Source organism: Thermodesulfobacteriota bacterium, assembly GCA_031082315.1.
Classification (GTDB): domain Bacteria; phylum Desulfobacterota; class QYQD01; order QYQD01; family QYQD01; genus QYQD01.
Map to the genome: position 1 here is coordinate 13,629 of JAVHLC010000002.1, position 19,042 is coordinate 32,670.

The window sequence follows — 19,042 nt, forward strand, 5'->3', positions numbered from 1 at the left end:
CTATATTCCGTCGTTATGTTATGCCCAAATCCACCTCTAGTTTGGCTATCAAGATTAACATCAGCAGGTTGGTATTCCTGATCACCAGCAAGATATTAGATGCAAGGCGCCGAGGAGCGACAACTGAGGCGTATGGAGCAATACGCCGCAAGGAGGAGCGAGCGAAGACAACGCCGCAGATGATGTCTTGATGGTGGATCAGGGTTATGTACGGATAATTGACACTCAATGACAATTAGGGTATGTATTATATAATTTTCCACAATGAATGATAAAATAATTGACACCCGTTAACCGCTTGATATATAACTCCTTAGCCCGGCCGGTTAAGTCAGGCGGGTTGACTAGTATAAGTATTTTTGACGGTTAATTAGTTTTCGTCCGGAAACCAAAAAATTCCGGACGAGCTTTCAGCACTCAGCTATCAGCGTTCAGCTTAATGTGTTGTTTGTCTTGTCTTAGGTTTTTGCTGACGGCTGAAAGCTGATCGCTGTAAGCGTGAAGCCGGAAACGGTAGTTTCCGGATGAACACTAATTATAAAAAGAGGCTTAATTATGGGAAATGAGACGATTCTCGTTGTAGATGATTCCCCGGCTGTTTTAAGCGGCATTGCTGAAATTTTACAGTCTAACGGCTATACCGTGGATACCGCGTCTGACGGAGCAATAGCCGTCGATAAGATTAATGACAAATTTTATGACATAATTTTGACAGATCTGGCTATGCCCAAAAAGGATGGCATGGAACTGCTGAAATATATTACCGAAAATTCACCGGAGTCTATGTGTATTATCATCACCGGTTACGGCACTATCAAAAACGCGGTTGAGGCCATTCGATTAGGCGCCTTTGATTATCTGACCAAGCCGGTCAAATCGGAAGAAATACAGGTAGTTATTGAAAGAGCTCTCAATTACCGGGACTTAAAACGGGAAAATACCACTCTAAAAAAACAAGTTAATGCCAGATACGCTTACGAAAATATCGTTGGAGACAGTGAAAATATCTGCGAAGTTTTCCGCCTTATTGATAAGGTAGCCCAGACGGATAGCACGGTCTTGATAATGGGAGAGAGCGGGACCGGGAAAGAATTGATCGCGCATGCCATCCACTATCAAAGCGATCGCCGGGATAAGCCGTTTATCCCGGTCAACTGCGGCGCTATTCCGGAAGAGCTGCTGGAAAGCGAGTTATTCGGCCATGAAAAAGGCGCTTTTACACATGCCATTCGCACGCGTATCGGACGTTTTGAACTGGCCCATAACGGGACTATTTTCCTGGACGAAATAGGCGATATGAGCCCCAACCTCCAGGTAAAAATCTTACGCGTCCTGCAAGGCCACCAGTTTGAACGTATCGGAGGGACCAAAACCATTAAAACAGATATCCGGGTCATCGCCGCTACCAATAAAAATCTGGAAGAGGCCGTGGAAAGCGGGCGATTCAGGGAAGATCTTTATTATCGGCTTAATGTTATCCCTATCCATGTCCCGCCGTTGAGAGAACGCGTCGGTGATATTCCTCTTCTGGTGCATCATTTCCTGGAAAAATTTAACAAGAGTAAGAAGAAAAATATAAAATCTATTTCTAAAGAGGTCATGCAATGCTTCATGTCTTATGACTGGCCGGGGAATGTTCGCGAGCTGGAAAATATGACCGAGCGGCTGATCATACTGGCCAATGATGATAAGATCACCGTACGCGACTTGCCGGAAAGATTGCTGGCCCATCGTAAGAAGGATACCGCCCAATCACAACCACATAATGCCCTTCCTGAAGAGGGCCTTTATCTGCATGCCGCCGTTAACGAGTTTGAAAGGAATCTGATCCTGCAGGCATTAGACAGGGCCGGCTGGGTAAAAAATAAGGCCGCACAATTGCTCAATCTCAACCGGACGACCCTTATTGAGAAGATGAAAAAGCAAAAACTAATGAAGCCTGCCAATCCCATGGATAATTAAGTATTTGTCAAAAATTTGACCATATAGTCCTTAACCTCCCCTTGCCTTACCCACTGAGGGCGGGCGTCTGATAATCTCTACATACGTAACTATTTGTATATAAGAACTAAGTTCTGTCTTGACCACTTGTGGCATACTCCTTGCTTTCTCCTTTGGCAGGGTGTCTGGTTTATTCATTTTTTATGAAAACTGAGAGTATGTATGAAACCCGGAAGGGTAAATAGATCGATTTTTGTTTTTCTTCTGGCGGCCTGGGTATCCATAGCCGGCGAGCCTGTCGGACAGGCCCAAGCCCAGGAAAAAGAAAAAGTTCCGTCACATCTGACGGCGATTTGGGAAAAGGCAGCGATCAATTTTCAGCAAGGCTACTATGATGAGGCCATATCCGTTTATGAGAGGGTTATTGAGACCGACGAATACGGCAATTTGGCAGAAAAGGCTTATTTTCTCCTCGCAGACTGCTATTTCTACAAGTATAGACCGAGCCTGGCTTCCCATTTTAGTTCTATCATCGAGGCTTACCAGACGGCTATACACAAGTATCCGTCCTCTGCCGAGGTCCCCAGGGCCTATCTCCAACTAGGCCTGCTTTATCAGGAAATGGGTTATGACTATGAGGCATCAGCTTATTTCAACCTGGTCGGCAAAAACTATAAGAACACGCCCTATATCCCTTATGCCCATTTTTATAAGGGGAAATCATGCCTCTCGGCCCGGCAGTTGGACAAGGCTGAAGGAGAGTTCCAGGAAGTTATATCAAAATTCCCCCAGAGCAAGATAATAGGCGAGGCATATTTAGGACTAATCGAGGTCTATATCCACAGAAAGTCTTATGAACAGGCGGCACAGAATTTGGAGAAGCTACTGAAGTTTTGGCCTGATGCCCATCAGCGCTGGCCGCTGGTTTTATTCTTCAGGGGAGAGGTTGAAACGGCAGCCGGACAGTACGCCCCGGCCCGTGCCGATTTCCTCCGTTATATAAATATAACTCCGAATGATGATAAAGATGATCTGGCTATTTATAAGATAGCCGAGGCCTATGAAATAGAAGGGAAAATTCAGGAAGCCATAAAGCTTTATACCTTTTTGACCAACTTCTATCCTCAGAGTGAGGGCGCTGTCCTGGCCCGCTACCGGCTGATCGAACGGATAAAATGGCCGGATAAAACAATTCAAGGGGGGAAGGTGTCGTTTGATACCCGTCCTTATCTTAATCTGATAGAAAAACCCCGGAAATACCCGTTAGCGGAAGAGGCCATGGCCCGGCTGGCGTTAAGGTACTATGAGGCCGGGAATGCAGCAGAGAGTATGAGCTGGGTACAGCTTTTCATAGAAAAATACCCTCAGTCTGCGTATCTGGCTTTCGTCCTGGATGTAGGCCAGGAAACGCTTTCCAGTCAGGCCAGAGACCTTCTTTCCCGCCGGCAATATGTAGAGATCATTAATGCCTATCGTAAGAACGATAAAATAATAACCGGGCTAAAGGACGGCGCTTTTTTCTATTATTTAGCCGGCGCCTTTCGGGAGTTGGGTGTTTATGATTCTGCCGCTCATTTTTATTACCAGGCCAATAAGCTGGGCGTCAAGGGAGAAGAAGGTCAGCGGGTCCTGCTGGATTGGGCGGACACTGCGCAAAGAAAGAGCGATTATCGTACGGCCGGCATACTGCTGAAGCGCTTGATCTCCAGCCCCGGCAACGAATCTATTTTAGAAAAAGCATCGGGTAACCTGGGACAAAACTATGTCCTGGCCGGTGAATGGCGAGAGGGGGCGCGTTACCTTGCCGGGCTGGTTAAAAAGAACCCGGGGGAATATATGAACCCTTCTTTGCTGTATAGCTGGGCCTACTGTACACAGCGCACCGGCGCAGAGGCACAAACACGTAACATACTGAATATGCTTACCCCGTTGCTGGGTGAAAAAGACTATAGCGGCTCGTTGAAGACCCGGATTGCCGAACTGTGGGTTGATCTGGGAGACAGGCAAAAGGAGAAAAGACAATTCGAAGCGGCCATAAAGGATTACCTGGCGGCGCTGGCGCTTGCCGTGCCGCCGGAAAAAAGACACGGAATTCACTACAAGTTGGCCGGTTGTTATGAGGCCCTGGGGAAGATGGCCGAGGCCGAGGTCGAGCTTACGGCTATTGCTAAAACCGGTGATGAATTCTGGAAAAAGGTAGCCCAGGGCAGATTACAGGGAATCAGACTTAGTTCGGTAAGGTGATTCGTATCAGTTTAGCCTTTTGAAAAACTGGCTAAACTTCAATTCAAAATGCAAGATTCAAAGTGCAAAATTCAAAATGTTGATGGTTTTTGTCCGAAATTTTACATTTTCCATGTTGCATTTTCCATTTTGCAATGAGATTTAGCGCATTTTTAAAAGCGCTAAATTGTTACGGTGATTCTAATGACCGTGCCCGAATCAGCACAATTGAGACTGCTTGGCAAGGCGTTTACCGCTTTTAATCATGCTGCCATGGACTTACAAAAGTCTTTCGTTCAGCTTGAGTCTAAAATAAAGGAGTTGGACCTTGAGCTTGAGTCTAAAAACAGAAAACTGGCGGACAGCCTGGCTGAAAACAGGAAGGTCCGGGACTTCCTTCACCATATCCTGGAGAGCCTGCAACCCGGCATTGTGGTATTGAATAAAGGGGAGAAAATAGCGGCATGGAATAGCGCCGCCTGCGCCATCACAGGCATCAACTTCAGCCGGTATAAGGGGAGAAATTTTTACCGGATTCTGAGTAAACACCCCCTGCTGGAAGATTGCACTGTGAAAGAAATAAAGGCATTAGGATATGGAGAAGAGCGTGTGCTCAGGTTCAGGCACGGAAGTGATTTTGTTTCTGTCTTGTACACCCTGACCCCTTTAAAAGGCGACGCTGCCGTTGATGAAGCCGGTTGTATTGCCATCCTGCAAGATATTACCAGGTGGAAGAGGCTGGAAGATCAGGCGGAACGTAATAGCCGTCTCATTGCCATGTGTGATTTGACCGCCAAGATGGTTAGCGAGGTGCGTAACCCGCTTGGCAGCATAGAGATTTTTGCTTCCATCTTGCAGAGAGAATTGGCCGGTGATGTCGAAAACCATCGGATAGCAGGACATATTATTCAGGCGGTGCGCAGCCTGGACAATCTACTGGCTAATTACCTGATCTTTACTCAGTCGCCAAGGCCGAGGCTGCAGAAAATCCCGGTGGCCGCATGGCTCGATGAAGCGGCAAATTTTGTCGGCCTCCTGCCCCGGGCAAAACCGCTGGAGATTATTAAAAAGTACCATGCCCGCCGGCCATGGATCATGGGGGATCGTGAGTTGCTGAAGCAGGTGGCGCTCAACCTTATGCTCAATGCTATCCAGGCCATGCCCGCCGGGGGCAATCTTGTTATTGAGACCAGAGATGAAAAAGATAACCCCAGGCGAAAAGGTTCAACGGGAATTAGAAAGGGAAAAGAAGGGGTGGCTATACGGTTTGCCGATACCGGCACAGGAATTGCGGCCGAACACCTGGAGAAGATATTCAACCCATTTTTCACCACAAAAGAGGGCGGCAGTGGTCTGGGATTGGCCATAGTGAACAATATCGTTCGGGCGCACGGAGGTATGATTGAGGTTAACAGCGCAGCAGGCAAAGGAACCAGTTTTACCATTTATTTACCAATGAAAAGTGCAAAGTGAGTCACCGGGAACGGATAATGACTGCGGCATCCATCCTGATCGTAGATGATGATCCTAACATGCGCCTGGCGCTATTTGAGGCATTGGCGCGTAATAAGCATAAGATTGTGCTGGCAGAGGATGGTCAGGCCGCGGTCAAGGTGATAGATAAGACGCCGCTGGATCTCATTATTACTGACCTTAAGATGCCAAAGCTGGACGGGATGGGCGTCTTGCTAGAGGCCAAAAAGAGATTTCCGGATATGCCGGTGGTTATGCTTACCGGCTATGGAACTATAGCGAATGCCGTGGAAACCATGAAAAAGGGGGCCTTTGATTATATCCTTAAACCCTGTTCGGTCGAGGTACTGGAGCACGTGGTAGAGCGCGCCCTGGGAACGAGGCGGGGGGCGCATATTATGAAAGGACAACCCGCCTCTGAAAGTAGCTTGCCGCCTGCCCCCACACTGGTCACGCGCAACGCACGAATGCAGGGGATTCTGGATATTGCCAGAAGCGTGGCCACCAGCCGCGCTACGGTCTTTATCCAGGGAGAAAGCGGGACCGGGAAGGAACTCCTGGCCCGGTTTATTCATGCGGAAAGCGAACGAAAGGATAAGCCGTTTGTGGCGGTCAATTGTGCCGCCCTGCCCGAAGGGTTACTGGAAAGTGAACTATTTGGACATGAAAAAGGGGCGTTTACCGGGGCCATAACCCGTAAGATAGGAAAATTTGAGCTGGCCCAGACCGGCACCATCCTGCTGGATGAGATCAGCGAGATGCAGATCCAGTTACAGGCCAAGTTGCTGAGGGTCCTTCAGGAAAATGAGATAGACCGTGTCGGGGGTAAGGTTCCCATAGCTATAGATGTGCGGGTTATTGCTACCACAAATCGGGATGTAGAAGCAATGGTTAAAAAAGGAGCGTTTCGCGAGGATCTGTACTACCGCCTGAACGTAATCCCCCTCAAAATACCGCCCTTAAGAGAGAGGAAAGAAGACATCCCTGCCCTTTGCGACTACTTTATGAAAAAGTATAGTCAGTTGTATGGAAGGCCGGTGCAAGGCGTATCGCCTGAGGCCTCTGAATATCTCATAACCCTGTCGTGGAAAGGTAATGTGCGCGAATTAGAAAACACCGTTGAAAGAGCGGTACTGCTCTGTACCGGTAACGAGGTAACCAGACAGAGTCTTATGCTCGATGATATGGCCGTAAAGCCTCCCGGAGAAAAGCCTGCATCCCCGACCGGTACGGCTCCACTTAAGGACATAGAAAGAGAGCAGATTTTAAAGGCCCTGGACGAAACCGACGGTAATCGTACCTATGCGGCTAAAATCCTGGGTATTAGTGTGCGCACCATGCGTAATAAACTACAGGAATATCGCTTACAGGGGTGGGTTAAGTAGTACATGGTATGGAATTTGCTTAATTAAAAGGCAGGATTTAACCACAGAGCACACAGAGAAATAATAGATAGTATTAAAAACAGAAAAGGTAAAAAGAAACGTAACTACTCAGGTTCAAAGTTCCAAGGTTCAAGGTTGAGTATGAAAGGCGCAAGGTAGCCAACTGTGAACCGTGAACCTGATAACCCGAGTAATTACAAAGAAACAGCATAAATAGGGAGGGGATTATGGATGGTGGAAAGCTATTTACGCATACCATGCAGGTTCTTAAACGGTCGCTGGATGTCCGTCTCCTGAAGCATGGCCTGACTACGAGTAATGTGGCCAACGCCGAGGTCCCCGGTTTTAAACCAAAGGACATATCCTTTAAGGATGCCATGCGCACGGCCGTAGAAGGGGGTGAGCTGCAACTTGTCAGGACCAGCCGCTGCCATCTGCCTGTCGGAGATGATGATAATTTATCAGCCCGCGTCGTCGAATCCCCTTACCAGGGGGTGGATATAGACCAGGAAATGGCCGGACTGGCGGAAAACAACCTGATGTATCAGGCCTCCATACAACTTTTGGCAAAAAAATTTGAAGGAATAAAGACGGTCATAATTGAAGGGGGTAAATAATTATGGATCTTTTAACGGCGATGAGCATCAGCGCTTCGGGGCTAACGGCACAGCGCGCCCGTATGAACGTAGTCTCCAGCAACCTGGCTAATGTTCAGACGACGCAGACGCCGGAGGGGGGACCGTACCGGGCCAGGTCTATAGTCTTTATGGCCAAACCGGTACAGGAAGATTTTAAGGCCGCCCTGGCCGATAAATTGAATGAAGGCATGCGGGGTGTAGAGGTTTTAGGTGTGATTGAGGATAAGGAAGATTTCAAAGAGGTGTATGATCCGAGCCATCCGGATGCCGATGAACGCGGTGTTGTCCGCATGCCGAATGTTAATGTCATGGAAGAAATGGTGGACATGCTTTCGGCAACCCGTGCCTATGAGGCCAATGTAACTGCTATCAGCGCCGCCAAGAGCATGGCATTAAAGACGCTGGAGATAGGAAAATGATAAAGAAGCTATCAGCGTTCAGCAACTAGCGGTTTATGATCTGAGATTTCAAATCACTGAAAACTGACGGCTGATTGCTGATAGTTAAAACAAGCGGAGGTTACTTCCATGAGTCCAAAGAGTATAACCCCGGATATTGCTGCGCCCCTTAATAACGCTGGGGCTGGTCTCAAAAATATAAAAAAGGCATCCGGAACCGGCTTCGGTGATCAACTCAAGAAATATCTCTCCGAAGTAAACGAATTACAGCAGGTTGCCGATAAAAAGGTCGAAGAGCTGGCTTCCGGCCAGAATGCTAACCTGCATGAAACACTGATCGCTGTGGAAAAGGCCGGCATTTCGTTCCGCATGATGATGCAGGTCCGGAATAAAATTATTTCAGCCTATGAAGAAGTCATGCGTATGCAGTTCTAATCTTTGATTTCGGACGCAGATGAACGCAGATTTCCAGGATATTAAATATAAACTTCTGACGTCAGCGGGGATAAGACCGCCCGGAATGACAGATAAAAGGTATTTTCAGGTGAAAAATAACCACAAGTGCATAAAGCTGATCTTAATTTATTGATATTCTTATTTTCTCTGTGTGCTCTGTGGTTAATCTTTTGACAATACTTGCCAGGCCATAAGGGGTAAAAATGCCGCAAATTCAGCAGCTTTTGGAATTTGTCCAGTCGCTCAGCATAAAACAGAAGATTATGACCCTGGTTGTTATTGGAACGGTGGTCTTGGGCTTCATTTTGCTTATGACCTGGGCAAACCGCCCTGATTACGAAGTGTTATATACCAACTTGAATCAAGACGACGCCGCCGGTATCATAGCCAAACTTAAAGAGAAAAAAATACTTTATCAGTTGGAACAAAACGGCACGGTCATAACGGTCCCCCGGGAAAGTGTACACGAGATGCGCCTGACGTTAGCGGGTGAAGGATTGCCTCGGGGCGGCGGCGTGGGCTTTGAAATCTTTGACAAGACCAGCCTGGGGACTACGGATTTTGTGCAGAAACTCAATTATCAACGTGCGGTGCAAGGAGAATTGGCCCGTACCATCAGTCAATTTCGGGAAGTAGAGCAGGCCAGGGTGCATATTGCCATCCCCCGGGAGTCTCTTTTTGTAGAGGAGGAAAAGAAACCCGCGGCCTCGGTTATCTTAAAGTTAAGAGGCGGTATGACCCTTAACAATAACCAGGTAGAGAGCATTGTCCATCTGGTAGCCAGTGCGGTGCAGGGACTGGCCCCTGAAGATGTAACTATAGCCGATGTCGGAGGCAGGTTATTCTACAAAAAAAGCAGCTCTGATATAACCGGATCTCTTTCCACGGCACAACTCGATTACCAGAAAGGCATAGAAGATGGGCTGAGGAAAAAGGTGGAAGGCATGCTGGGAGAGGTCTTAGGTCCCAACAAAGCCATCGCCCGTGTTTCAGCGGACATCGATTTCCAGCAGATAAATATAACCGAAGAAAAATACGACCCGGATAGTGCGGTTGTAAGAAGCGAACAGCGCTCGGAAGAAAAATCAGAAGGCGGGAGTAACATTCCGGCCGGTATCCCGGGGGTAAAAGGGAGCCTGGCCGGCAAGTTAGAAGGAAGCGCCAATTTGGGCAATAAGTCCCTTTATCAAAAGGAAAGCGAGATCACAAATTATGAGATAAACAAGATAAACAGGCAGGTGCTGGGACCGGCCGGCTCCATTAAAAGACTCTCTGTGGCGGTAATGATAGACGGCGCCTACAAAGAGACGGCGGCCAAGGAAGGAAAAAGCGCCCGGCAATATGCAGCGCGCACGCAAGCTGAAATGAGTCAGTTTGAGAACATAGTAAAAAAGGCGGTCGGCTTCGATGAGGCAAGAGGTGATCAGGTAGAAGTTGTAAATATACCCTTTGCCTGGGGCGCGCCGGAAGAAGAGTCGCCGGCATCTGTCCCCTGGCGGGAGTATCTCTCCAAGATAGCCAGGCCGTTATTTAATATTGTTCTGGTCCTGATATTTATCTTCTTTGTGGCTAAGCCGCTATTGAAGTGGTTGCTTACAAGCAGGCCGGAAAAAACGGTTTTAACGGGTCTGCCGGCATCAATCAGGGATCTGGAAAAAGGAGCGTTAGTGGACTTTAAAGAAGCGGAAAGAGATCAGACAATGCAACTGGTGCAAGGCCAGCCTGACCGGGCGGCAGAACTGGTAAAAAAGTGGTTGAGGGAAAAATAAATGGCTGAGAAGGGTGAGAAGCTCCTTTCTGGTCCGCAAAAGGCCGCTATTCTTCTCCTGTCCATGGGAGAGGAATTTACGGCTGAAGTTTTTAAGAGACTGAAAGAAGATGAGATCAAAGAGTTGGCCAGGCAGATGACTAAGGTTGAACCTGTCTCGGGGAATATTGTTGAAAGCCTGGTCACGGAATTCCAGGGTTTTGTCTCTTCCGGATCGATCAGAGGGCTAGCGGTAGATGGCAATGAGTTTTTCAAGAAGGCGGTAGGCCATGCTTTTAAGGGCGAACAGGCCCAGAGTATTCTGGAAGAGATTGAACAGGAATGGAAACTTAACTTCTTTCAGAAGGTAAGGAAGTTAGATAGTAAAACGGTTGGTAATTTTATTAAGAGCGAGCATCCCCAGACTGTCGCCCTGATTCTTGCGCACCTGGAACAAGCGCAGGCCGCCAGTATCATTATGGAGCTCCCGCAAAATATACAGGCCGATGTATTGATGCGCATTGCCATGCTGGAAAAAGTCAGCCCTGAGGTTATTGAAGAAATTGACAAGGCTATTCAGGAAGAGCTGACGGTTATCGGCGGCACAGAGGGAACGCATACTATCGGCGGTATTCAAACGGCCGCGGAGATATTGAATCAGACGGACCGGGCCACGGAAGCAGCCATCATGGAACAGATCGAAGAACAGAAACAGGACCTGGCCGATGAGATTCGCAAGAGAATGTTTATCTTCGAAGACCTCCTGCAGGTGGACGATCGCAGCATAATGGCCATACTTAAAGAGGTCAGCAGTGATGAACTTAAGATGGCTTTAAAGACTGCCTCGGAGGAGCTTAAAGATAAGGTATTTCGTAATATGTCTTCGCGTGCGTCCGAGATGCTTAAGGAAGACATGGAGATCGCCGGGCCGGCAAGATTAAGGGATGTAGAACTGGCCCAGCAGGCGATCATAAAGGTGGCCAAGAGGCTGGAAAGCGAAGGTAAAATTATGCTTGGCGGCAAGGGCGGGGAGGACATTTTTGTATAAATTCAGCAGTCAGCACTCAGCTATCAGCATTCAGCTTAACATGCTGTTTATCCTATTCTTTTGCTGACAGCTGACCGCTGATGGCTGAAAGCTTGAATCTGGAAACGGTAGGTTCCAGATGAAGGCTAGTCAGAAGCTATCAGCAGTCAGCTTTCAGCGAGGGTAAAAATAATATTTTTCCGGTGGGCTTATAAGCTTATGAGGCAAAAAGTAGGTACTAAAAGAAAGACGGATTTTTCTTTCGAAAGACTGGAGGCCTTCCTCCAGGGTAATCCGGGAGATGGCCAGGGGACAGGCAAGGGACCGGGGGATGATGAATATAGCGCCGGGAGGGAGGCCGAAAAAATCATTCGCCAGGCCAGAGAGAAATCCGTTTTTATTGAACACGAGGCCTACGAGAAAGGATACGCCCAGGGAGAAAAGGACGGTTTTGAATTCGGCAAAGAAAAGCTCATAATTGAGTTGCAGAATTTTGCCAGGATAATGCGTGAAATCAACGACCTTAAGTCTTCGCTCTACAAGAAATGGGAGGAAGAGATATTAACTCTGACCCTTGCGATTGCCAGAAAAGTCATCCATCACGAAGTTATCACTTCACCGGAATTGATAAGATACGCCATCAGAGAGGCGCTGAATCACGTGGTGGAAAATTCAAAAGTAAGAATCAGGGCTCATCCCTACGATTTTGCGTTCGTCGATGAGATTAAAGAAGATTTTTTAAAGGGGATTGCCGGGCTAAAGCATGTAGAGATAGTGGAAGACAAAAATATTACGCAGGGCGGTTGCCTGCTGGAAACGGAATTTGGTGATATAGATGTTACTTTAGACGGACAGCTGGCGGCTGTTGAGGCTGCTGTAGAGAAAGTTCTGAAAACCGGCAAAGGGATAACGAATGACTCCAGCCAGTAACCCGGCCATTAACTGGGGGGCCTATAGGCAGGCCGTCGAAGAGGCAAAGACCATTAGTGTGCAGGGTGTAGTAACCCAGGTAATCGGCATGGTCATTGAAGGCCGGGGACCAGGTATGGCAGTGGGTGGGATATGTGAGATTGATCTCAAAAATAACGGGAGCAGCATTCCAGCGGAGGTAGTTGGTTTTCGAAACGACCGGGTGCTGCTTATGCCTCTGGGTGAGATGCGGGGCATAGAACCAGGCAGTAGAATAAGGCTTAAACAGCAGAGTCCCAATATCAAGACAGGCCAAAAACTCCTGGGGCGGGTTATAGACGGACTCGGGAATCAGATCGATCAAAAGGATCGCATAGAATATGAAACAGATTATCCTCTCTATGCCGAGCCCTTGAACCCTTTACTGCGCGAGCGTATAAGTGAACCGGTAGATGTGGGCATACGGGCTATAAACGGCCTTATTACTATAGGCAAGGGGCAGAGGATCGGTATTATGTCCGGTTCGGGTGTAGGGAAGAGTGTGCTCATGGGGATGATCGCCCGGCATACCGCCGCCGATATCAGCGTCATAGCCCTTATCGGGGAACGGGGCCGGGAGGTAAGAGAATTTATCGAACGGGATCTGGGAGAGGCCGGCTTAAGGCGTTCGGTAGTGGTGGTGGCCACTTCAGACCAGCCGCCGCTTATAAGGATGCGTGGAGCTTATCTGGCCACAGCCATAGCTGAATATTTCCGGGACAAAGGCAAAGACGTTATCCTGATGATGGATTCAATAACCCGTTTCGCCATGTCCTACCGGGAAGTTGGGCTGGCTATCGGCGAACCGCCAACCTCGCGCGGATATACCCCCTCTGTATTTGCTCAACTGCCTAAATTGCTGGAACGGGCCGGGACCAAGCGCGGTGGCGGGAGTATTACGGGTATTTATACCGTGCTGGTCGAGGGAGATGATATGAACGAGCCTATTGCCGATGCCTCACGCTCCATCATAGACGGGCATATTGTCTTATCCCGTGATCTGGCCCATGAGAATCACTATCCGGCTATAGATGTTCTAGGCAGTATCAGCCGGGTAATGCGGGATATTACAGGAGAGAATCAGCGAAAGAATACCAAAAAGCTCATCAACATCCTGGCCACATACCGGAAGGCCGAAGACCTCATTAATATCGGGGCATACGTAAAAGGAAGCAACCCCAAAATAGACTATGCCGTCAAGATGATCGATAAGGTTAATGCATATCTGCAACAGGAAGTAGAGGAACGGGTAAGCTATGGCGAAAGCGCCGCTCAACTGGCGGCCTTGTTTGCGGGATAATTTTCGTCCGGAAACCAGGAGAATTCCGGACGAGCAGTCAGCACCCAGCTATCGGCATGAAGCCGGTCCACCGTTCACTGTTGACCGTTTACCGAAAGAAAATGTCGGACAACGGTTAACGGATAACGGATAACAAACATGCTGACAGCTGATGGCTGATCGCTGAAAGCGTGGAGTTCGCCCCGGCGAATCTGCCTATGGCACGACCGGCCTTAGGCCGACCGTAGGCCGGGAACAATAGTCGCTGGATGAACACTATGCGCTATTCTTTTAAATTTGAGACCTTGCTAAATTACAAGAAACGCCTGGAGGAGGTCGCCCAGCAGGTCCTGGCTCAAAAGATGACCAAACTGGCAGAGGCGGAACAAAAGCTGAATCGGCTAAGAACCCGGGAAGAGGAATGTTTGTTTGAGTTGACAGAAAAAAGGACAAAAGGCATCCCGGCAGCGCAGCATTTACTTTATATAAACTACCTTAACCTGTTGGCCAGGGACATCGCTGTACAGGAAGAAGTGGTGCAGGCATCAACCCGGGCGGTTGAAGAGGCCAGGCAGAAGCTTCTCAAGTTGTCCAGGGAAAAGAAGATGGTCGAGAAATTAAAGAAAAAAGATTTTGACGCCTTTACGCAGGAGATGATACGTCTGGAACAGAAAGAAAACGATGAATTGGTTCTTATAAGGCGTCAGGCCAAAGATGTGTTTTCAGAAGGACTGGGATATGCGTAGATTTAATACCCTCAGATATATAATGATCTTTTTGGGGGCGATTATCTGTGTCAAGCTGGGCATGCTCGGGTTTTATTTTTATGAACGTGGATTTCGCTGGCAACCACCAGGCCATAATCAGGCTATAGCCGAGGACAAAGTAAAGAACAAGCAGGCTATTGACTTAGATGATCTTAGGCTATTCGAAGAGCTGGAAAATAAACGCCGCGAGCTGGCAGCCAGAGAAGAAGAACTAAGAAAAAAGGAAGAGGAGCTTTTGATCCTGAAGAAGGATATAGAAAACAAACTGGCTAATCTCTCCCAGCTACAAACAGAATTGCAGGGCCATCTTCAGAAAAATGGTGAGGCCGCCAGGCAGTCTCAGGAGACGCGTTTAAAACATCTGGTCGGGGCTTACAGTGCCATGAAACCTGATAAGGCGGCCAGCCTTATTGAAAAGCTAAACGACGATGTGGCGCTGCAGATCCTTTCGGCCATGAAGAGCAAGGATGTAGGCGCCATACTGAGCTTTGTAGAGACAGAGAAGGCAGCCAGACTTTCTCAGAAATTGGCCAGTGAAGCAAGGTGATAAGATAGCTATCAGCACTCAGCTATCAGCCATCAGCAAATTCGAAATTCAACCCTCCGCTTTTTTATCTCTGTGCCCCCTGTGTACTCTGTGGCAAACCTATTCGATCCTGCAATCTTTCCCACCCGGCAATTTTTTCCGCCATCCCGCAGGCAAAACTGAAAAAATTGCCGCCTCTTTTTGTTTTTGAGGACAGGGCAATTTTGTCTACAAAATAACTATCCGGAATAATTAGTAATTGTAAGAAATAAACAAATGGCACAGGCGTTGCAGTACAAATGGCCGGAGTTCAAGACGGAACCGAAAGGAGGTGAAGATATTGCTATATACAACGCCTACTTTGACCGGAATATCAGATGGTACATTCACCGGGAAACTTGAGACCCCGGCAACAAAAGGTGAAGGGGGCGCCCCGTTTCTGTCTTTTTTAAATAACAGTTCCTCTCCGATCAGAAATTGTCTTGGCGGGTCGGTTCAACGTGGGGGACGGACGGGTATCAGTGAAAAAGGATCCCTGTTAAGTCCCGTTCCCGGGGGAAAGCTTTGTCGTAATGACCTGCGCCATATTCTCCGGTCGTTAAAAGACACACTTAAAGAGACAAGCTTATGCGGAACCGGCCTGGCGATAGAGCATCCAGACGAGCTTATGCTTGCCGAGTTCTTGCGTGCCTGCGGCCTGAAAGAAGCCGAACTTTCTCAGGCTACAGCAAAAATGAAAGGTGAAGAGGGAGAATACAACATCAATATCCTGTTTGCCATGCTGGACCCGCAGGCCTTACAGGACAAGGCGCAAGCGGAATCCCTCCTCTCTCCACAGCACCGCATGACTCTTTCGGATCTATCGGCCATAAGCTCCATGCTGGAGGGCTTTGGATTGACGCCGCAAGAGATAAGAGGCATCTCGGAGAAGTGTCTGACAGAGGGCGGCTTTGTAAAAATTGGCCAACTGGTGCGAACGCTGGAAGAGGAATGTAAGCGTCCTCTATCCGGTATGCCCCTTGAGGAATGGCATGAGGATTCTCTTGCTGGTCTGCTCGCCAAACTGGGTCTGACTGAGGAAGAAATCCGTAAGATTGCCGTTGAGGCCGGCCTAAGCGATAAAAGTTTTTCTCTCCCGAAGCTCGTTTCTATACTGGACAAGACCACCGAGGTCGTAGAACGGAAACAAAACCCCATTGATGCAGATAGTTTTTTCCACAACCTGGAGCACCTTCTCAGCAAAATAAAGCTTGAAACAGAGGTCAGACCTGCCGGAGACAGCCGTATGGCCGCTCTCCGTTCCTGGCAGGACAGGTGGCTGGAGAGCCTCAGAGAAGTAAGGGCCGGGCTTGATCTGAAAGAACAAGCGCTCACGTTAGATAGCTGGTCCAATGGAAAGCTGTCTGTGGAGGGTGGAATAACCCCGGTCTGGTTGGAGGAAATGGCCGGACAATGGGCGCACAGCGAAAAGTTGGTGCAGAAACCGCTCTTCATATTAGACGGAGCACCGCTGGCGTCAGCGGTAAATAACGTGAGTAGTGCGGCAAAAGACACTATAAGGCCGGTTGTTTATCCGGAGGATATTTTCTCGCAAATCACCGGTCGTCTCTCCGGTTCACTTCGCCTGAAGGAAGATCAGGTGATTATTAAGCTTTTCCCGCCACACCTGGGCGAAGTAAAGGTCAACCTGGTTTTCAAAAACGACCAGCTCCATACCACATTTACTCTTGATAATTACAGAGTAAAAGAGATCGTGGAGAGCGGCCTGCCGCAACTCAGAACGGCCTTGTCCGAACAGGGCATCAAAATGGGGGAATGCCATGTGGAATTGAGCCAGGATTTTCGCCAATTTTTTAGAGAACATGAACCGTATGCAGGGCATGATCGCAGGCCATGGCCATTATATCGTGATGGAGACGAGGATTATGCCGGGGGAGAAGGGATAGAAACCGTACCTATTAATTCCCCCAAGTCCTTGATACAGGGGATTGACCTATTTGCCTGACTAAAAGGAGGATGAGAAATGGATATAAATGGACTGGGACTGGCCACCTCGGCCAGTCAGACACAATCCGGGGGTGGCCAGGTCCTGGATAAGGATTCTTTTTTGAAGCTCTTTGTGGCCCAGATGGAACATCAAGACCCGCTCAATCCTATGGAGGCCTATGAGTTTTCGGCGCAACTCGCCCAGTTCAGCAGTCTGGAGCAGCTTTATAACTTAAACGAAAATATGACTAACCTGATAGCCTACCAGACCTCGCAGAATAACCTGCAACTCCTTTCTTTAATCGATAAGAAGGTGGAAGTGGTAACGGATGAGATCACACTGCAAGAGGGTAAAGCAACTGAAGCCTATTATGAATTAACGGAAGACGCGAATTCTTGCGTCATCAATATCTCTGATGAGAACGGCACAAATGTGCGCCGCCTCAATCTTGGGTCCGGGGATGCCGGTAGTTATACGCTGGGATGGGATGGCAAAGATCAGAAAGGTGTGGTTCTTCCCGATGGCCGGTACTATTTCGATGTTGTAGCTAAAGACGCCGCCGGTCAGGAGGTCCCGGTCAATACCTCCATCTGCGGCCGTATCACCGGCCTGGACTTTGAGGGCGGCTTAACCATGCTGGTACTGGAAAATGGATCAAAGATCAGCGTGGCTGATGTGGTCAGGGTAATAGATACAGCTGATAGTAATACACAAGAAGAGACAACTACCTAACGGAGGGATAAATCATGTCTATTTCAAGTTCGCTCTATGCGGGCATCAGCGGCCTTTCTACCATGGGCAATGCCATGTCCGTTATTGGCGACAATATCTCTAACGTGAACACCGTGGCCTTTAAATCGTCCCGAGCTACCTTTCAGGACGTGTTGGCCCAGCAGATATCCACGGCCTCCGGGTCATCCCAGGTCGGTCGCGGCGTCACACTGGCCAGCGTAAGCGGCCTGTTTGCCCAGGGTTCTTTCGAGAGCTCTTCACAGGCGACCGATCTGGCTATCGGCGGCAACGGCTTTTTCATCGTGCGGGCCCCGGGGACGGAAAATAACCTGTATTATACACGGGCCGGTGAATTCCGCTTTGATCAGAGCGGTTATCTGGTTAATCCGGCCGGATACGTAGCACAGGGCTGGGCACTGGATCAGGATACCGGTGAGGTTACCGGCACGATCGGGGATATCCTGGTTCCCAAGAGTTCTGCCCCGGTGGCGACAGATGCCATAGAGGTCATTACCAACTTAGACTCGCGGGAGTCTGAGGCCAGTGGAAATGATCTTTATGATGTTGTGCCGGGGGACAGCGACTGGGACGGGACCGCCGACCCGCCGGCAAGTGCGAACTCATACACGTACCACAGCGCCATTCAGGTCTATGATTCTCTGGGCAATAGCCACGACGTAACAATCTACTTTGATCCCACCTCTACCGCTAACATCTGGGAGTACGTGGTGACCTGTAACCCGGCCGAAGATCAAAGATCTGGAATAGACCCGGCTACGGATGAATGGGCCGGTGCGCTGCTTTATGGTACGATAGAATTCAACACCTCTGGAGACATAACTGATATTACTGCCAGCACGGTTGACGCAAGTGACGGTACATTAGATGCCTTGGATGCTGATGACGATACCCCTAATGGCTATTTTCAGTTTGAAGCCAATTTTACGGGGGCGGCAGATAACCAGGTTGTCGATCTCAATTTCGGCAGTACCTATAGTTTAACCTCCACGGCCTGGGAGAAAGAGGCCCTGGCCAGCAGCCAGTATGCCAGCGCCTCAACCACCATCTTTCAGGACCAGAACGGTTTTGGCGCAGGCTTCCTGCAGTCCGTCTCCGTCAGCGCCGAGGGTGTAATCACCGGCCATTATTCTAACGGGCAGATCATCCCGCGTAACTTGATTGGTCTGGCCGATTTCAACAACCTGATCGGCCTTTCCAAGCTGGGCGGCAACCTCTTCTCGGTGACTACCGAGTCCGGAGCGCCTATCACCGGCCAGCCCGGTACGAACGGACTGGGAAGCATCGCCCCTAACTCACTGGAGCAGTCCAATGTGGATCTCGGCGCGGAATTTGTCCGCATGATCACCGTGCAAAGGGGATTCCAGGCCAATTCCAAGATCATCACCACTACCGACGATATGCTCGCCGAACTGATTAGCCTGAAACGTTAGTAATTCTGACAGCGGCAGGAGAGTCGTTTTAAACCTCTCCTGCCGCCTTGCCTTTTGGAGGGTA

At 48.9% G+C, this 19,042-nt stretch carries 16 protein-coding genes; all 16 read left to right on the top strand.

What is annotated here, in order from left to right; genetic code table 11:
- The first annotated feature begins 555 nt into the window (after positions 1–555).
- The 16 genes from RDU59_01950 to RDU59_02025 all read left to right on the top strand — a co-directional run bounded on the left by RDU59_01950 (position 556) and on the right by RDU59_02025 (position 18,978).
- A complete protein-coding gene (locus tag RDU59_01950) occupies positions 556–1,962 on the top strand; it encodes a sigma-54 dependent transcriptional regulator (protein MDQ7837237.1) in 1,407 nt (468 codons plus the stop codon).
- Between the two features lie 201 nt (positions 1,963–2,163).
- Positions 2,164–4,185, top strand: coding sequence for a tetratricopeptide repeat protein (locus tag RDU59_01955; GenBank protein ID MDQ7837238.1), 2,022 nt, complete (start codon positions 2,164–2,166; stop codon positions 4,183–4,185).
- Positions 4,186–4,368: 183 nt separating this feature from the next.
- Complete coding sequence (locus tag RDU59_01960; GenBank protein MDQ7837239.1) at positions 4,369–5,637, top strand: ATP-binding protein; 1,269 nt, start codon at positions 4,369–4,371, stop codon at positions 5,635–5,637.
- Positions 5,638–5,654: 17 nt separating this feature from the next.
- Complete coding sequence (locus RDU59_01965; GenBank protein MDQ7837240.1) at positions 5,655–7,022, top strand: sigma-54 dependent transcriptional regulator; 1,368 nt, start codon at positions 5,655–5,657, stop codon at positions 7,020–7,022.
- Positions 7,023–7,249: 227 nt separating this feature from the next.
- Positions 7,250–7,639 (top strand): flagellar basal body rod protein FlgB, encoded by a 390-nt coding sequence (gene flgB / locus RDU59_01970; GenBank protein MDQ7837241.1) that lies wholly within the window; start codon positions 7,250–7,252, stop codon positions 7,637–7,639.
- A 2-nt stretch (positions 7,640–7,641) separates the two neighbouring features.
- Positions 7,642–8,079, top strand: a complete 438-nt coding sequence (flgC, locus tag RDU59_01975) for a flagellar basal body rod protein FlgC (protein ID MDQ7837242.1) — start codon at positions 7,642–7,644, stop codon at positions 8,077–8,079.
- Between the two features lie 108 nt (positions 8,080–8,187).
- Positions 8,188–8,493, top strand: coding sequence for a flagellar hook-basal body complex protein FliE (gene fliE, locus RDU59_01980; protein MDQ7837243.1), 306 nt, complete (start codon positions 8,188–8,190; stop codon positions 8,491–8,493).
- A 224-nt stretch (positions 8,494–8,717) separates the two neighbouring features.
- Positions 8,718–10,283 (top strand): flagellar basal-body MS-ring/collar protein FliF, encoded by a 1,566-nt coding sequence (fliF, locus tag RDU59_01985; GenBank protein MDQ7837244.1) that lies wholly within the window; start codon positions 8,718–8,720, stop codon positions 10,281–10,283.
- Positions 10,284–11,309: a flagellar motor switch protein FliG gene (fliG, locus tag RDU59_01990; protein MDQ7837245.1), complete on the top strand. Its 1,026-nt coding sequence runs from the start codon at positions 10,284–10,286 to the stop codon at positions 11,307–11,309.
- A gap of 198 nt (positions 11,310–11,507) precedes the next feature.
- Positions 11,508–12,218, top strand: coding sequence for a FliH/SctL family protein (locus RDU59_01995; GenBank protein ID MDQ7837246.1), 711 nt, complete (start codon positions 11,508–11,510; stop codon positions 12,216–12,218).
- Entirely contained in the window at positions 12,202–13,536 is a 1,335-nt protein-coding gene (fliI, locus tag RDU59_02000; GenBank protein MDQ7837247.1) for a flagellar protein export ATPase FliI, read from the top strand. The genes RDU59_01995 and fliI overlap by 17 nt, the downstream gene beginning before the upstream one ends.
- A 257-nt stretch (positions 13,537–13,793) precedes the next feature.
- Positions 13,794–14,261: a flagellar export protein FliJ gene (gene fliJ, locus RDU59_02005; protein MDQ7837248.1), complete on the top strand. Its 468-nt coding sequence runs from the start codon at positions 13,794–13,796 to the stop codon at positions 14,259–14,261.
- Positions 14,254–14,829, top strand: coding sequence for a hypothetical protein (locus RDU59_02010; GenBank protein MDQ7837249.1), 576 nt, complete (start codon positions 14,254–14,256; stop codon positions 14,827–14,829). Before fliJ ends, RDU59_02010 begins: the two co-directional genes overlap by 8 nt.
- A 319-nt stretch (positions 14,830–15,148) precedes the next feature.
- Complete coding sequence (locus RDU59_02015; GenBank protein MDQ7837250.1) at positions 15,149–16,813, top strand: flagellar hook-length control protein FliK; 1,665 nt, start codon at positions 15,149–15,151, stop codon at positions 16,811–16,813.
- Between the two features lie 18 nt (positions 16,814–16,831).
- Positions 16,832–17,527: a flagellar hook capping FlgD N-terminal domain-containing protein gene (locus tag RDU59_02020; protein MDQ7837251.1), complete on the top strand. Its 696-nt coding sequence runs from the start codon at positions 16,832–16,834 to the stop codon at positions 17,525–17,527.
- Positions 17,528–17,541: 14 nt separating this feature from the next.
- Entirely contained in the window at positions 17,542–18,978 is a 1,437-nt protein-coding gene (locus RDU59_02025; GenBank protein ID MDQ7837252.1) for a flagellar hook protein FlgE, read from the top strand.
- Positions 18,979–19,042 lie beyond the last annotated feature (64 nt).

Bases quoted from the DNA above. Each gene is read 5' to 3' on its own strand.
- RDU59_01965 (MDQ7837240.1), top strand. From the start codon at position 5,655: ATGACTGCGGCATCCATCCTGATCGTAGATGATGATCCTAACATGCGC.
- fliI (MDQ7837247.1), top strand. From the start codon at position 12,202: ATGACTCCAGCCAGTAACCCGGCCATTAACTGGGGGGCCTATAGGCAG.
- fliJ (MDQ7837248.1), top strand. From the start codon at position 13,794: ATGCGCTATTCTTTTAAATTTGAGACCTTGCTAAATTACAAGAAACGC.
- fliF (MDQ7837244.1), top strand. From the start codon at position 8,718: ATGCCGCAAATTCAGCAGCTTTTGGAATTTGTCCAGTCGCTCAGCATA.
- RDU59_01960 (MDQ7837239.1), top strand. From the start codon at position 4,369: ATGACCGTGCCCGAATCAGCACAATTGAGACTGCTTGGCAAGGCGTTT.
- RDU59_01950 (MDQ7837237.1), top strand. From the start codon at position 556: ATGGGAAATGAGACGATTCTCGTTGTAGATGATTCCCCGGCTGTTTTA.
- flgB (MDQ7837241.1), top strand. From the start codon at position 7,250: ATGGATGGTGGAAAGCTATTTACGCATACCATGCAGGTTCTTAAACGG.
- RDU59_02025 (MDQ7837252.1), top strand. From the start codon at position 17,542: ATGTCTATTTCAAGTTCGCTCTATGCGGGCATCAGCGGCCTTTCTACC.
- flgC (MDQ7837242.1), top strand. From the start codon at position 7,642: ATGGATCTTTTAACGGCGATGAGCATCAGCGCTTCGGGGCTAACGGCA.
- fliE (MDQ7837243.1), top strand. From the start codon at position 8,188: ATGAGTCCAAAGAGTATAACCCCGGATATTGCTGCGCCCCTTAATAAC.
- fliG (MDQ7837245.1), top strand. From the start codon at position 10,284: ATGGCTGAGAAGGGTGAGAAGCTCCTTTCTGGTCCGCAAAAGGCCGCT.
- RDU59_01995 (MDQ7837246.1), top strand. From the start codon at position 11,508: ATGAGGCAAAAAGTAGGTACTAAAAGAAAGACGGATTTTTCTTTCGAA.
- RDU59_02010 (MDQ7837249.1), top strand. From the start codon at position 14,254: ATGCGTAGATTTAATACCCTCAGATATATAATGATCTTTTTGGGGGCG.
- RDU59_02020 (MDQ7837251.1), top strand. From the start codon at position 16,832: ATGGATATAAATGGACTGGGACTGGCCACCTCGGCCAGTCAGACACAA.
- RDU59_01955 (MDQ7837238.1), top strand. From the start codon at position 2,164: ATGAAACCCGGAAGGGTAAATAGATCGATTTTTGTTTTTCTTCTGGCG.